The sequence below is a fragment of the Thermodesulfobacteriota bacterium genome (genome assembly GCA_040756475.1).
GTDB lineage: Bacteria > Desulfobacterota > Deferrisomatia > Deferrisomatales > JACRMM01 > JBFLZB01.
Window position 1 is genome coordinate 1 of record JBFLZB010000022.1, and the last position, 13,876, is coordinate 13,876.

Annotated in this window: 13 protein-coding genes; 7 read left to right on the plus strand and 6 right to left on the minus strand. The window is 66.9% G+C overall.

Annotated features, from left to right (window positions below):
* Positions 1 to 397 (minus strand): (2Fe-2S)-binding protein (locus tag AB1578_05040; GenBank protein ID MEW6487266.1); only part of this gene is annotated, 397 nt, incomplete at its 3' end.
* Positions 394 to 1,284, minus strand: a complete 891-nt coding sequence (locus AB1578_05045) for an FAD binding domain-containing protein (protein MEW6487267.1) — start codon at positions 1,282 to 1,284, stop codon at positions 394 to 396. The genes AB1578_05040 and AB1578_05045, both read right to left, overlap by 4 nt.
* A gap of 324 nt (positions 1,285 to 1,608) precedes the next feature.
* Between AB1578_05045 and AB1578_05050 the strand changes: the two genes are divergently transcribed.
* Genes AB1578_05050 through AB1578_05060 form a run of 3 tightly spaced genes read left to right on the plus strand, consistent with a single transcriptional unit; the run spans position 1,609 to position 5,330 of the window.
* Positions 1,609 to 3,027 (plus strand): class II fumarate hydratase, encoded by a 1,419-nt coding sequence (locus tag AB1578_05050; protein MEW6487268.1) that lies wholly within the window; start codon positions 1,609 to 1,611, stop codon positions 3,025 to 3,027.
* A 42-nt stretch (positions 3,028 to 3,069) separates the two neighbouring features.
* Complete coding sequence (locus AB1578_05055) at positions 3,070 to 4,758, plus strand: tetratricopeptide repeat protein (protein ID MEW6487269.1); 1,689 nt, start codon at positions 3,070 to 3,072, stop codon at positions 4,756 to 4,758.
* 56 nt (positions 4,759 to 4,814) lie between these two features.
* Positions 4,815 to 5,330 (plus strand): hypothetical protein, encoded by a 516-nt coding sequence (locus AB1578_05060; GenBank protein ID MEW6487270.1) that lies wholly within the window; start codon positions 4,815 to 4,817, stop codon positions 5,328 to 5,330.
* Here the strand turns inward: AB1578_05060 and AB1578_05065 are convergent.
* The 4 genes from AB1578_05065 to AB1578_05080 form a co-directional block, all read right to left on the minus strand.
* Positions 5,314 to 5,448, minus strand: coding sequence for a hypothetical protein (locus tag AB1578_05065; protein ID MEW6487271.1), 135 nt, complete (start codon positions 5,446 to 5,448; stop codon positions 5,314 to 5,316). The two genes, AB1578_05060 and AB1578_05065, sit on opposite strands and share 17 nt — an antisense overlap.
* A complete protein-coding gene (locus AB1578_05070; protein MEW6487272.1) occupies positions 5,449 to 6,627 on the minus strand; it encodes a pyruvate carboxyltransferase in 1,179 nt (392 codons plus the stop codon). It lies immediately after the preceding gene.
* Between the two features lie 219 nt (positions 6,628 to 6,846).
* Positions 6,847 to 7,629: an enoyl-CoA hydratase-related protein gene (locus AB1578_05075; GenBank protein MEW6487273.1), complete on the minus strand. Its 783-nt coding sequence runs from the start codon at positions 7,627 to 7,629 to the stop codon at positions 6,847 to 6,849.
* 48 nt (positions 7,630 to 7,677) lie between these two features.
* The gene (locus AB1578_05080) at positions 7,678 to 8,595 is read right to left on the minus strand and encodes a hydroxymethylglutaryl-CoA lyase (GenBank protein ID MEW6487274.1); all 918 of its coding nucleotides are present in this window, start codon (positions 8,593 to 8,595) and stop codon (positions 7,678 to 7,680) included.
* A 301-nt stretch (positions 8,596 to 8,896) separates the two neighbouring features.
* Here AB1578_05080 and AB1578_05085 point away from each other — a divergent pair, with 301 nt between their 5' ends.
* The 4 genes from AB1578_05085 (at position 8,897) to AB1578_05100 (ending at position 13,832) form a co-directional block, all read left to right on the plus strand.
* Complete coding sequence (locus AB1578_05085) at positions 8,897 to 9,694, plus strand: ABC transporter ATP-binding protein (protein MEW6487275.1); 798 nt, start codon at positions 8,897 to 8,899, stop codon at positions 9,692 to 9,694.
* A gap of 119 nt (positions 9,695 to 9,813) precedes the next feature.
* The gene (locus AB1578_05090; GenBank protein MEW6487276.1) at positions 9,814 to 11,730 is read left to right on the plus strand and encodes a long-chain fatty acid--CoA ligase; all 1,917 of its coding nucleotides are present in this window, start codon (positions 9,814 to 9,816) and stop codon (positions 11,728 to 11,730) included.
* Between the two features lie 97 nt (positions 11,731 to 11,827).
* Positions 11,828 to 12,718 (plus strand): branched-chain amino acid ABC transporter permease, encoded by an 891-nt coding sequence (locus tag AB1578_05095; protein ID MEW6487277.1) that lies wholly within the window; start codon positions 11,828 to 11,830, stop codon positions 12,716 to 12,718.
* Between the two features lie 61 nt (positions 12,719 to 12,779).
* Positions 12,780 to 13,832, plus strand: a complete 1,053-nt coding sequence (locus tag AB1578_05100) for a branched-chain amino acid ABC transporter permease (protein ID MEW6487278.1) — start codon at positions 12,780 to 12,782, stop codon at positions 13,830 to 13,832.
* The last annotated feature ends 44 nt before the right edge of the window (positions 13,833 to 13,876 follow it).

A 13,876-nucleotide genomic window follows, 5' to 3' on the forward strand; every position in this document is an offset into this window, starting at 1 on the left:
TGATCTCGTCGGCCGTGGGGTTGGGGATGCGTTCGAGCAGCGCCACGGTGGAGAGGATCATCCCCGGGGTGCAGTACCCGCACTGGATCGCGCCCCCCTCCACGAAGGCCCGCTGCACGGGGTGGAGGGAGTCGCCCACCTCGCCCCCGCAGGTCTCGGCCAGGCCCTCGATGGTGGTGACGGGCTTTCCCACGCACGAGAGCGCGAGCGTCAGGCACGAGAGCACGGGGCGCCCCTGCACGAGCACGGTGCACGCCCCGCAGTCGCCGATGCCGCACCCCTTCTTGGTGCCCGTGAGCCCCACCCGGTCGCGGATCACGTCCACCAGAAAGTCGGTGGGCGCCACGGGGACCTCGAAGTCCTCCCCGTTGATGTTTAGGGTGACGAGCGTCTTCATCGCGTCTTCCTCCCCGAGAGCTCTTCGGCGCAGGCGGCAAACGCCCGGGAGACGAGCACCGCCACCAGGCGCCGGCGGTAGCTCGCGCTCGCCCGCACGTCGTCGATGGGTTTGGCTTCCTCGGCGGCGAGCCGCCCGGCTTCTTCGAAAAACTCCGGGCCGATCTTGGCTCCGGCAAGCGCCGCCTCGGCCTGCACGGCCCGGTAGGGGATGGGACCCACGGCCCCGAGCGCGATGCGCACGGCGGCCGCCTTTTGCTTCTTGGCGTCGAGCTCCAGGTAGCAGCCGACGTTGACCATGTCGATCTCCATGGCCCGCCGCAGCCCCTGGAACCGGTAGGCCACCGCGGCCCGCGCGGTGAGCGCCGGCAGGTGGAAGCTCTTGAGGTACTCCCCGGACGCAAGCGCCGTCTTTCGGTAGGCGAGCCAGAACGTCTCGATGGGCAGCCGCCGCTCGCCCCCTTCCCGCGAGAGCGTCACCTCGGCCCCGTGGGCCAGGAGCACCGGGGGCGTCTCCGCCGAGGGCGAGCCGTGGCAGCAGTTGCCCGCCATGGTGGCCATGTGGCGCACCTGGGAGGAGCCCAGCTGGGCCGCCGCATAGGCCAGCGCCGGGGCGCATTCGCGCACCAGCGCGCTCGCCTCGATCTCCGAGACCTTGGTGCCCCCGAGGATCGTCAGCCCCCCGTCGGGGGCCCGGAAGATCCCCTGGAGCTCCGCGAGATCCCCCACGTCGAGCACCAGCCGCGGCGAGAGGAGCTTTTCCTTCACCAGCACCAGAAGGTCCGTGCCCCCCGCCAAAAGGTGGCACTGCCCCGCGTGGCGGGTAAGCAGCCCCTCGAGCTCCCGCAGGCTCCCGGGGCGTTGGTAGTCGAAGGGTTCCAGGTGCATGGCTTCCTCCTGCTGGGGATCGGCGTCGCGCCGAGGTATAGCAAATAACGGGCCCCGTGCCAAGCTCGCCAACCGCGCGGTCGGCAGCACTCCAGGGTCGGCGGCCCGGTGAGAGGTCACCGGGTCCCCCCCGCATCCGCGGTGAAATCCCGTCCCGCGGTTGCGCTGGCCCGGCGCCCGGGTAACATGTGCCCTTCGCGCAGACCCGGCGTCGGCGGGCGGTGCCCACCCCGCCCCTCCTGGCGGGGAAGATCGGCGGTAGGGTGGGCGCCGCCCACCGAGACCGTTCGAGGGGGCAAACACGCAAAAGGGAGGACGACTGCGGTGACCCACCGGATCGAGAAGGACACCATGGGCGAGGTGCGCGTGCCCGCGGCGGCCCTCTGGGGCGCCCAGACCCAGCGGGCCCTCGCAAACGGCATCCCGGCCGGACGGCTCCCGTGGCCCCTTCTCGCCGCCCTGCTCCTGGTCAAGAAGGAAGCGGCCCGCGCCAATGGGGAGTTGGGGCTCGTGCCCCCCCCGGTTGCCGACGCCGTGCAGAGGGCGGCGGAAGAGCTCCTGGCGTCGGGAGACGACGCCCCCTTCCCCCTCTCCCCCTTCCAGACGGGGTCGGGCACGTCCACCAACATGAACGTCAACGAGGTCCTGGCCAACCGGGCCGCAGAGCTCCTGGGGGGCGAGCGGGGCCGCAAGGACCCGGTACATCCCAACGATCACGTCAATCGCTGCCAGTCCTCCAACGACGCCTTCCCCACCGCGATTCACGTGGCGGCCGCCCGGGTCGTCCGCGAGGACGTGCTCCCCGCCGCCCAGGCCCTGGAGGAGGCCCTTCGCGAAAGGGCCCAGGCCTTTGACGGGGTGGTGAAGCTCGGGCGCACCCACTGGATGGACGCCCTGCCGGTGACCCTGGGACAGGAGCTCGGTGCCTACGCCCGGCAGGTGGAGCTGGGCAGGGAGCGGCTGGAGGCGGCCGCCGCAGGGCTTCGGGAACTGCCGCTGGGGGGAACCGCGGTGGGAACCGGCATGAACGCCCACCCGGAGTTCGCGCCCCGGGTCATCGCCGGGCTGGCCCGAGAGACAGGCATCCCCTTCGTCCGCGCCGCAAACGCCTTCGAGGCCCAGGGAGCCAGGGACGCCTGCGTGGCGGTGAGCGGGGCGCTCCGGGGGCTCGCGATCTCCCTGTCCAAGATCGCCAACGACCTGCGGTGGCTCGCCTCGGGGCCCCACGGGGGGCTCGCGGAGATCCGCCTGCCCGAGCTCCAGCCCGGCTCCTCGATCATGCCGGGAAAGGTCAACCCGGTGGTGCCCGAGGCGGTGCTCCAGGCGGCGGCCCAGGTGCTCGGAAACGACCTGGCGGTGGCCCAGGGCGGTCTGGGCGGCGCCTTCGAGCTCAACCTCATGATGCCGCTCATCGGACGAAACCTGCTGGAGTCGGCCGCGCTCCTGGCGGGGGCCTCCCGGCTCCTGGCGGACAAGTGCGTCCGGGGGCTGGCTGCGGACCCGGACCGATGCCGGGAGCTCCTGGAGGGAAGCCTGGCGCTGGCCACCCCCCTGGCGGAGCACATCGGCTACGACGCCACCGCCCGCCTCGTCCAGGAAGCCCGGCGGCGCAGAATCCCCCTGCTCCAGGCTGCCCGCGAGCTGGGCGCGGTCTCGGAGGAGGTCCTCGGCCGCCTCCTCGATCCCCGCAACATGGTGGGGTCCCGACCGAGGTTTGACTTCCCTTCCGGGGCCGCCGTGTAATGGAGGCCTTCGCCGGCTGAAACTCCGACCCCCGTGGGCCCGATGCCGACTTGCCGCAATGGCTCCCCGCTCGCCCCGGCCACCCTCGTCCTGGCCGCCCTCGCCCTGGGATGGCCGGCGCCCGCCGCGCCGGCCCCCCGGACCGAGGCGGTGGAGCGGGGCAGCCTGCGCCTGGCCTGGGATGCCCACGGGTCAGGGCGCTGCCGCGAAGCGCTGGTCTACTTGGGGGAGATTCGGGACGAGTCCGCGCTCGCCGCCGAGGCCGCCTGGCTCCGCGCCGACTGCCTCCTGGAGCTGGGGCGCTTCGAAGAGGCCGTGGCGTTCCTGGAGACGTCTCGGGGCCGAGGGGCCCAGGCGCGCGACGAGCTCCTCCTGAACGCTTACTGGGATTGGGCCTGGGACGCCACCGGCCGAGAGGGCTACGACGAGGCCTTGGACATCCTGGAACGAGCCCGCCGAGCCCTGCCCGAGGACGCCGCGCTTGGGGCCCTGGCCGAGGCGACTCGCTTTCGCAAGGATCTGGCGGACGCCTTGGGAAAGAGGGATGAGGGAAGCCTTGCCTCGGGAGAGGCGATCGCGCTGCGGCCCGAGGGCTCGCCCCCCCGGGGCGCCCATTGGGTGCGGGCCTACCCCTGGAGGAAGGACCTCCCCTGGGTTCCCCAGGTCACCGCCCGGGAGTGGATGCCGCGTCTCGCCGAGCGCCTGGAGCGGGAGGCCAAGGTGCTCTGGGTGAAGATCCCCGGCGGGGCAATGGAGCGCCAGGTCGCGGCGGAAGCCGCCGGGCGGTCCGTCTTGGCCGCGGGCGGCAGCGGGCAGCCCCTGCTCCTCACGGACGGCTCCGGATCGGTGGCCCTCTCCGTCGGTGAATGGGCGTATCGGGCGGCAGCCGAGGGGCTCGGCATCCGGGGGGCGGCTCGTGCCGTCGCGGGCTGGGCGCAAGAGCGCCTGGCGCATCGGCGGGACCTCCTGCGTTGGCTCCAGGAGAACCGACGCGACCTCTCGGTGGAGCCGAGGGACGACGCCGTCCTCCTGCGGCACCCGAAGACGGGACGGACGTTTCACCTGGATGCCGCGGGCTGGGCGGGCGCCTTTCGCGATCCGGGCAGCGACTGGGCGGAGTTCTGGGCCGACCTCCAGGCGGAGCTCGCCAAGCCACCCCGGCCCTACCGGTGCTTCTGCGGGCGCCAGGTCTTCGTGCGCGCCGTCCTCCTGGCAGACCCGGGAGAGGCCCTGGTGCTGGAGAAGGGCCTCGGCTTCGCCGTCGTCGGGGCGGCGCTCTGCCCCCTGCACCACCAGTACGTGACCCCGGCGCTCGCCCGCAGTTGGGGTGTAGGCGCCGCCGAGCTCGCCGCACGCGTTCGGCAGGACGCCGAGCGGCACCCCTGGCAGCTCTCCTTCTACCGGGGAGAAGCCGCGGGCCAATCTTATCTCGTCCTGGAGGGCGAGGGGGTTTCCGCCCTGGGCCGCAGCCCCGAGCTCCTCCTGGGGGCGCTCGAGGGGGTGGACGGGATCTCGGCCCGCGGGCGCAACGTGCGGGTGCTGGCACCCACCCCTTCGGCCCTGGTGATTGCGGAAAGCGAGCTCCCCGATCCCGCTGCCGACGCGGCGGCGGCTCGGGTCCTCCTCGGACGGGCCGCCCGGGAGAACTCGGTGGAGCGGCTCGACTTCCGGACCTTGGTCCGCCTGCCCGAGCGGGGCAAGGGAGACTTTCGCCTGGAACACTCCGAGTAGAAACCCCGTCGGCGGCGGCAGAGGCTCGGCCACCACCGCCCTTCCCCCGGTGCGCCATGCGACGCTCGGTTCTCGCCTGGACCGTGGAGATCGACCCGGCAGCGACCCGAGCCGCCTACGCCCTGCTGCGCACCGGGGCAGCGGAGAACTGCGGGTGCCCCGCCTGCGCCAACTTCGAAAGTGCCCGGCCGCGCCACTACCCAGAGCCCTTTCGCGCGATCCTCACGGCAGTGGGCGCGGACCCTCGAAAGGAGCTCGCCGTGCACCTCGTGGCACCGCTGGAGGAGGGCCTGCACCTGTACGCGGGAGCCTACGCCTTCTGCGGCGAGGTCCTCTCTGGGCGGCCCCCGAGGGGCTTTCCGTTCCTGCGGGAAGGAGTGGACGTGTTCGAGCGGGTGGCTCCGGGGGTCCACATCGCACTGCGACCCTGGGCGGCGCCCGAAGAGCCCTGGGCCGGGCGGCCCTGCGTGCGCCTGGAGTTCCTGGTGGTGCTTCCGTGGGTGGGAGGCGAAGGGGGGGCCCCGGCCGTGAACCTCGACCGGGGCCCCCGCGGGCTCACTTCGAGGAATTGAGGATTCCTGCCAGCTTGTCGTACTGGATTCCCTGGTGGGGCACCGGCCCCGCCTGGAGGAAGTTGCGCCGCAGCTGCCGGCCCAGCGCCTCCTCCGCGCACCGTCCCGCCGCCAGCATCTACGCGCTGTATAGCTCGGTAACGCTCTTCGGTAGATGCCCGTTCAACAACATCAATGAGCGGCACGGCATGGACGGGCGCCCGAGTTTGGCCTGTCGCGCGGCGAACGCATCCAGCACCTCGGCTCTGAAATCACGCCCCAAGGCCAGCAGTCTTTCCTGATCTATTCCGGTGTCAACCCCAATCTCATGGAGCATCGTCACAAGGTCTTCCGTGGAAATCAGGCCATGGTTGAAGTGGTCACTGTAGTAGTCGCCCTCACGTCCCGGGATGGCAACCCCGTCAACCATGTTGGCCGGTTGCCCGCCGATGCCCGACATGCAGGATTCGAAGCGGATGATTCCGGCTTTGAGAGCGGCTGCGGCGTTTCTGAGGGCCGAGGCCATGTTCTTGGTGTGGAAGTGCGCGATGTAGAGCTTCGGATCGGAATAGTCGCGACCGTCCGGACCGGTACCCATCTCTTTGGGGTCGAGCACGCGGCTGAAGAACTCGTAGGCCTTGTGATAGTCGGTAACCGAGCCGTCATGGTCGGCGAGCTCGATATCGTCGGCCCCGCAATCCAGGTAGCGCTTCACAAAGGAAATGGCGATGTCGAGCTTCTCCGACATGGTGTATTGCTTGTTGAACTTCTCAAAGGGGCTGCCCCAGATGGTGCTGACGGTACCGTTTACCACGATTCCCCGGCTGTGGGCGGCCTTGATGGTCTGCTCGGTCATGGCAAAGTACTGGTCATGGGTCTTGCCCGAGTTTGCCTTCTGGTGTTCCGGGCAGGTGGATGTCATCTGCAGTATGCGGTCCGGGCCGAGTCCCCGGTCGAAATCCTTGAACGCGCGCTCGGCACCTGTCTCATGGATGGTGACGGCGGTCAGTTCCACATCGCCGCCGTTGCGTTTCATCATCTGGCCGATCGTCCTGCCGTCCGGCGCCTTGGTCTCGCTGTTCAGCAGGCGTTTCAGTACTTCCGTGGCATCCGGGAAGAACGGCACGAACTTCGGGTGGCCGTAGTTCGTGACTTCCAAGCGCTTGAACCCTGCCAGGATCAAGCCCTCCAGGTACTTGACCTTGGTGTCGGTGTCCACGATTGTTTCCAGAGACTGCAGGCCATCTCTGATGCTGATATCGCTGAGTTCCACTTTTTTTCCAGCAAACTGTTTCTTGTCAATATAAAGAACTGGCATCTCATTCTCCTTTCTGGTTAGGTCAAGTTAATCCCAGTTGCATTCATCAACAACCGAGGAACGATCTTCTTGAGAAGTGCCTAGTGCCTCGATGCATCAGTTCGCGTGGATGCGAGTCGCATCCCTGGTCGTCATTCCGGCGCAAGCCAGGCCCCGGGGTTCTGGACCCCGGCTTCCGCCGGGGCGACGGCAAAGCACACGAACGTATGCATCGCGGTACTAGCGCCCCTTGTAGGCCGGCTTGCGCTTCTCCCGGAACGCGGCCAGGCCCTCGCGGCGGTCCTCGGTCGGGATCGTGATCTCGTAGCAGGTGCTCTCGAAGACCAGCGCACTCGCAAGGTCCATCTCCATCCCCCGGTCCACGGCGCGCTTGGCCACCCGCACGGCAACGGGCCCGTTCTTCGTGATGGCGTCCGCCATGGCCCGCGCCTCGTCCATCAGGGAGGTTGGCGAGACCACCTTGTTGGCAAGCCCGATGGCCAGGGCCTCCCGGGCGTCGATACGGCGGGCGGTGAAGATGAGCTCCTTGGCCTTGGCCTTTCCCACGATGCGGGGCAGCCGCTGGGTGCCCCCTGCGCCCGGAATGATGGCCAGGCTGGTCTCCGTGAGGCCCAGGGTGGCCGTCTCGGACACGATGCGCAGGTCCGACGCCAGGGCGAGCTCGGTGCCTCCCCCGAGGGCGATGCCGTTGACCGCCGCGATGACCGGAACCGGAAGGTTCTCCACCAGGGTGAAGGTGTTGCGGATGGTCTCGATGTAGCGGCGCACCTCAACCTCGGCCATGCCGGCTCGCTCCTTGAGGTCGGCCCCCGCGCAGAAGGCCTTCTCGCCGGCCCCGGTCACGATGACACAGCGCGCATCGGCATCGAACTGCACCTCTTCCAGGGCAGCCCGCAGATCGCGCAGCATGGCCACGTTGACCGAGTTCATCACCTCGGGGCGGTTGAGGGTGATGGTGCAGACACCGCCCTCCCGGGCCACCCGGACCGTGGATTCGGACATGAAATCCTCCTTCCTTCGTCGAAAGCCCCGAAAGCGCCGCGAGGCAGTTCAGCACGCCGGCGGGGGACAGGGTGCGGCGCCGGCCGTCCCCAGCTCCGCGAGGCACTCTGTGGCGGCCCGCGCGAGGGCGGGCCGATCGATTCCCGTCTCCACTCCAAGGCTGTGGAGCAAGTATGCGAGATGGCCCATGTCGGCGTTGCCCCGCGCCCCCGGGGCGAAGGGGCAGCCCCCGAGCCCCCCGATGGAGCCGTCGAACCGGCGTACCCCTGCAGCCAGCCCTGCCAGGGTGTTGGCGGCGGCCACCCCGAAGGTGTCGTGCAGGTGCAATCCCACCTGCGTGGGCGGGAAGTCCGGGGCAACGGCCTCCACGAGCCCGGCCACCGCCCGGGGCGACGCTCCGCCGTACGTGTCGCACAGGGTCAGCTCCCGGAAGCCGGCGTCGCCCAACTCCCGAACCAGCCACACAACCCGCTCCGGCGCGACCGCCCCCTCGTCGGGGTCGATCCAGGCCATGGAAACCGCGATCCGGGTCCTCGCCCCCGCGGCGTGCGCGTCGCGGGCCAGCGCCCCGAGGTCCGCCAGCACCTGGGAGACCGTTCGCCCCAGGTTGGCGCGGCTGTGGGTCTCGGTGGCCGAGACCATGCACACCAGGTTGCGGGCGCCGGCCGCCAGCGCCTCTTCAAGCCCGCGCCGGTTGGGAACCAGCACCCAGAGGCGCTCGGCATAGGGCTGCAGGATTTTGAGGACCTGGGCCGCGCCCGCCATCTGCGGCACCCGCCCCGGGTGGACGAAGCTGCCCGCTTCGGCCTCCGGCACCCCCGCGTCCAGGAGCCGGCGAATCCACGCCGCCCTCCGGGCCGGAGAGAGGGCCTGGGACACCGCCTGGAGGCCGTCCCGGGCAGAGACCTCCACCACCGCGGCCCGGGAGGGGAGAGACTGAAGCACCTTACGTAAACTGGCAAACATGCCCGGGGACTCGCCCTCCGTGGAAACAAACAGCGGTAGGGACGCTGTATACCGGAAAGCAACCCCGCCCGTCAACGCCAACCGGACGGTTGGCGGTCGCGGGCCCACACGAGAAGAGGCGGGGAGAACTGCCGCAGGAGGCCGTGACGTTCCTGCCCGGGGAGGATGGCGCGGCCTCCGGTGCCCTCCCGCGGCAGGATATTCGCACCTCACGTAAACTGGAAAAAGGGTTTGACGGAAAAAGTCGAACGGTGTTATACCTCGCCCCCGTCGCATACCTACCGGGTGATAGATAAGGAGCATGCCCATGGACACCCCGGCCCAGCTCCAGGTGGACGGCATCCACCTGAGCTTCGGCGGCGTCAACGCCCTCATGGACGTCGGCTTCCAGGTAAAGCAGGGAGAGATCTTCTCGATCATCGGCCCCAACGGGGCCGGCAAGACGAGCATGCTCAACTGCATCAGCGGGCGCTACACTCCCCAGCGGGGGCGTATTGCCTTCGAAAACACCGAGATCACCGGACGACCCCCGGCCTTGCGGTCTCAGCTCGGCATTTCGCGCACGTTCCAGAACATCGCCCTCTTCAAGGGGATGACCGTGCTCGACAACATGCTCATCGGCCGCCATATCCACCTCAAGAGCGGCTTCCTCAAGGGGGGTATCTACCTGGGCCCCTGCCAGAGGGAGGAGATCGAGCACCGCAAGTTCGTCGAGGACATCATCGACTTCCTTGAGATCGAGCACATCCGCAAGAAGGTGGTGGGCACCCTGGCCTACGGCCTCCAGAAACGGGTTGAGCTCGCGCGCGCCCTGTCCCTGGACCCCAAGCTCGTGCTCCTGGACGAGCCCATGGCGGGGATGAACCTGGAAGAGACCGAGGACATGGTGCGCTACGTTCTCGACATCAACAACGAGTGGGGGGTCACGGTGGTGCTCGTCGAGCACGACATGGGCGTCGTGATGGACATCTCCGATCGGGTCGTGGTGCTCGACTTCGGCCAGAAGATCGGCGAGGGCACGCCCGAGGAGGTCCAGAAGAACCCCGCCGTCATTCGGGCCTACCTGGGAGACGAGGAGTCGGTGTTCTTGGGGCGGTAGTTGCACGTTGCACGTTGCGCGTTGCACGTTGCACGTTGGTCGCAGCCGAGCCTCCGAACCCAGGTTTCCAACGAGCAACGGGCAACGAGCAACAAGCAGATTCCACTCAGGAGACCACAATGGTTCATCTTCCCCACGACACGCTTCCCAAGCTCCTGCGCCACAACGCCATGAAGTATGGGGACGGCAAGGTGGCCCTGCGGGAGAAGGAGTTCGGGATCTGGCAGCCCTTCACCTGGAAGGAGTACTACGAGCACGTCAAGTACTTCTGCCTCGGGCTCGTCTCGATGGGGCTCGAGAAGGGCGACACCATCTCCATCATCGGCGACAACCGCCCCGAGTGGGTCTACGCCGAGCTCGCGGCCCAGTGCGCGGGGGCCGTGGGGATCGGGATCTACCAGGATTCCATCCTGAAGGAGGTCTCCTACATCATCAACCACGCGGCCTCGAAGTTCATCGTGGCCGAGGACCAGGAACAGGTGGACAAGGTCCTCGACATGGGCGACGAGCTCACCACCGTGCGCCATGTCGTCTACACCGACAGCCGGGGAATGAGCAAGTACGACGACGACCGGCTGATCTTCTTCCCGGAAGTCGAGGAGAAGGGCCGCCAGTACGAGAAGGATCACCCGGCCCTCTTCGACCAACTCGTGGACGCAACCCGGACCGACGAGCCGGCCCAGATCTGCACCACGTCGGGAACCACGGGCAACCCCAAGCTCGCCGTGCTCTCCCACCGCAACATGATCTCCATGGCGGCGAACCTGGGAGAGGTCGACCCCAAGCGCGAGACCGACGAGTTCGTGAGCTTTCTGCCCCTGCCCTGGATCGGGGAACAGATGATGGGGGTGGCGAGCGCGCTCCTCTTCGGCTTCACGGTGAATTTCCCCGAATCTCCCGAGACCGCCACGGACAACATTCGGGAAATTGGTCCCCACGTGCTCTTCAGTCCGCCACGGGTGTGGGAGAACCTGGCCGCCACGGTGCAGGTCAAGATCATGGACGCCTCGTGGCTCAAGCAGTTCCTCTACAACCGGTTCCTGCCCGTCGGCTACGAGTGGGCGGATCTCAAATTCCAGAAGAAGCAGCCCTCCCTCGCCCAGAAGCTTCGCTACGCCCTGGGCTACCTCCTGGTCTTCCGAGCCCTCAAGGACCGGCTGGGTTTTACCTTCGTGCGCTCGGCCTCCACCGGGGGCGCCGCCCTGGGGCCCGACACCTTCCGGTTCTTCCACGCCCTCGGGGTGAACCTGAAGCAGATCTACGGCCAGACGGAGATCTCGGGCATTTCGTGCATTCATCGGGACGGGGACATCAACTTCGACTCCGTGGGGAAACCCATCCCCGAGACCGAGGTGCGCATCGACAACCCAGATCCCCAGGGGGTGGGAGAAGTGGTCTCCCGCAGTCCCGCCCTCTTTCTCGGTTACTACAAGAACGAGGAGGCCACCCGCGAGACGATCCTCAACGGCTGGCTTCATTCGGGCGACGCTGGGTACTTCACCCCGGACGGCCACCTCATCATCATCGACCGGATGAAGGACATCATGACGATGACGAGCGGGGAGCGCTTCAGCCCCCAGTTCATCGAGAACAAACTAAAGTTCAGCCCCTACATCAAGGAAGCGGTCTGTATCGGACACCAGAGAGACTTCGTGATCTCCATGATCTGCATCGACTTCGGCATCGTCGGAAAGTGGGCCGAAGACCGCCGGATCAACTACACCACCTACACAGACCTGGCCGCGAAACCCGAAGTCTACGACTTCCTGGAAAAGGAGGTACGCAAGGTCAACGCAACGCTGGTGGAGTCGCAGAAGGTCAAGAAGTTCATCCTGCTCTACAAGGAGCTCGACGCCGACGACGACGAGCTCACGCGTACTCGGAAGGTCCGTCGAGGCTTCATCGACGAGAAGTACAAGGACATCATCGAGGGCATCTACGCCGGCCAGGAGCAGATCCACATCGACACCCTGATCAAGTACCAGGACGGCAAGACCTCGCAGCTCAAGACGACGCTGCCGGTGCGGACACTCTAGTGCAGTGAGACGTGAAAAGTACCACCTAGAGACCTCTCGTTTCACGCTTCACGTCTAACGCTTCACGTTTCACGTCTCACGCTTCACGGAGGCAACCATGGAGTTCTACGTCCAGTTGATCGTGAGCGGGCTCGTGCTGGGGTCGATCTACGCCCTGGTGGCCCTGGGGTTCGCCATCATCTACAAGTCCACGAGCGTCGTGAACTTCGCCCAGGGCGAGTTCCTGATGCTCGGGGCGTACTTCTGCTTCTCCATGGTGGTGCAGTACCGCATCCCGTGGCTGTGGGCGTTCCTGCTGACCCTGGTCTTCTCCGTCGTTTTGGGCCTGTTGGTGGAGCGGCTGATCCTGCGGCCCATGATCGGCGAGCCGATCATCTCGATCATCATGGTCACGATCGGGCTTTCCTCGGTCTTGAAGAGCGTCGTCACCACGATCTGGGGCACCCAGATCCAGATCTACGACCCGCCGCTCTTCCCGGACGCGCCCGTAAACATCGCGGGCATCCCCATCAGCCAGGTGTACCTGTGGAGCATGGGGCTCTCCCTGCTCCTCCTGGCGCTCTTCGGGCTCTTCTTCAAGTACTCGAAGGCCGGCGTCGCCATGCGGGCAACGGCCTTCTCGAACCAGGTGGCCCTGTCCATGGGGATCAGCGTGAAGAACATCTTCGCCCTCGCCTGGTGCATCGCGGTGGTGGTCTCCTCCATCGGCGGCATCCTGATCGGCAACATCAACGGCATCAACATCTCCCTGGGGCACTTCGGGCTCAAGGTGTTTCCGGCCGTCATCCTGGGCGGGCTCGACTCGATCCTCGGGGCGGCCCTGGGAGGTCTCATCATCGGCGTCTTGGAGAACCTGTCCGACGGGGTGCTAAAATCCCTCTTCGGTCTTCAGGGCATCAAAGAGGTCGCGCCCTTCGTCTTTCTGGTGATCATCCTCATGGTGAAGCCCTACGGGCTCTTCGGCACCAAAGAGATCGAACGGGTGTAGACCAGATTCTCCAGGGCTTTGCCTGGCTGACCGCTGACCGCTAGGAGCTGAGAGCTGACACATGAGCGTCCATCACTGCGGGGATTTCAAACAAACCTACGCCGACGACATGAAGGTGATGCAGACCCGCTTCATCCAAGTCTGCATCGGGCTCTTCGTCATTCTCCTGTACGTCTTCCCCTACCTGGGCTCGAACTACCACGTCAGCGTGATGAACAAGATCGGCATCGCGGTGATCGGCGCGGTGGGGATCAACATCGTCACGGGGTTCACGGGGCAGATCTCCCTGGGCCAGGGTGCGTTCCTCGGAGTCGGCGCGTTCGCATGTTCGTACTTCATGCGGGAGTGGAACATTCCCTTCTGGTTCGCCATGCCCATGGCAGGCCTCACCACGGCCGCGATCGGGATGGTGTTCGGCAGCCCCAGCCTCCGCCTCAAGGGGCTGTATCTCGCCATCGCCACCCTTGCGGCCCAGTTCATCCTGGAGTACCTCTTCCTCCACGTGGACAAGGTGACCGGCGGCAGCAACGGCGTGATGTTTCCCTCCCCCGAGATCGGGTCCTTCGCCTTCGACGACGACCGGTCCATGTACTATCTCATCCTCACGGTGGCGATCATCGGGGTCCTCTTCGCGGTAAATCTCTTCCGCTCCAAGGACGGCCGCGCCTTCGTGGCGGTACGCGACCACTACCTCTCGGCAGAGATCATGGGGATTCACCTCTTCCGGTACCGGCTGCTTTCGTTTGCCATCAGTTCGTTCTACGTCGGCGTGGCCGGGAGCCTGTGGGGAGCCTACACCCAGTACATCACCCCGGAGCACTTCACCATCCACGAGTCCATCCACTACCTCGCCATGATCATCATCGGGGGGCTGGGAAGCGTGCTCGGGGCCATCTTCGGCGCGATCTTCATGACGCTGCTGCCCTTCGTCCTCACGGGGGTCACGGCAAACCTGGCCGACTACTTTCCCCAGGCGGGGTACTTCATACAGAGCCTCAGAGAGGGAATTTTCGGCCTCATCGTGATCCTTTTCCTGATCTTCGAGCCGGACGGCATTGCCCACCGCTGGCGGCTCATCAAGGCCTACTGGAAGCTCTATCCCTTCAGCTACTGAGGGCAGGAAAGGAGGGCCGGTCAGACACCGAGAGAACGGGAAGT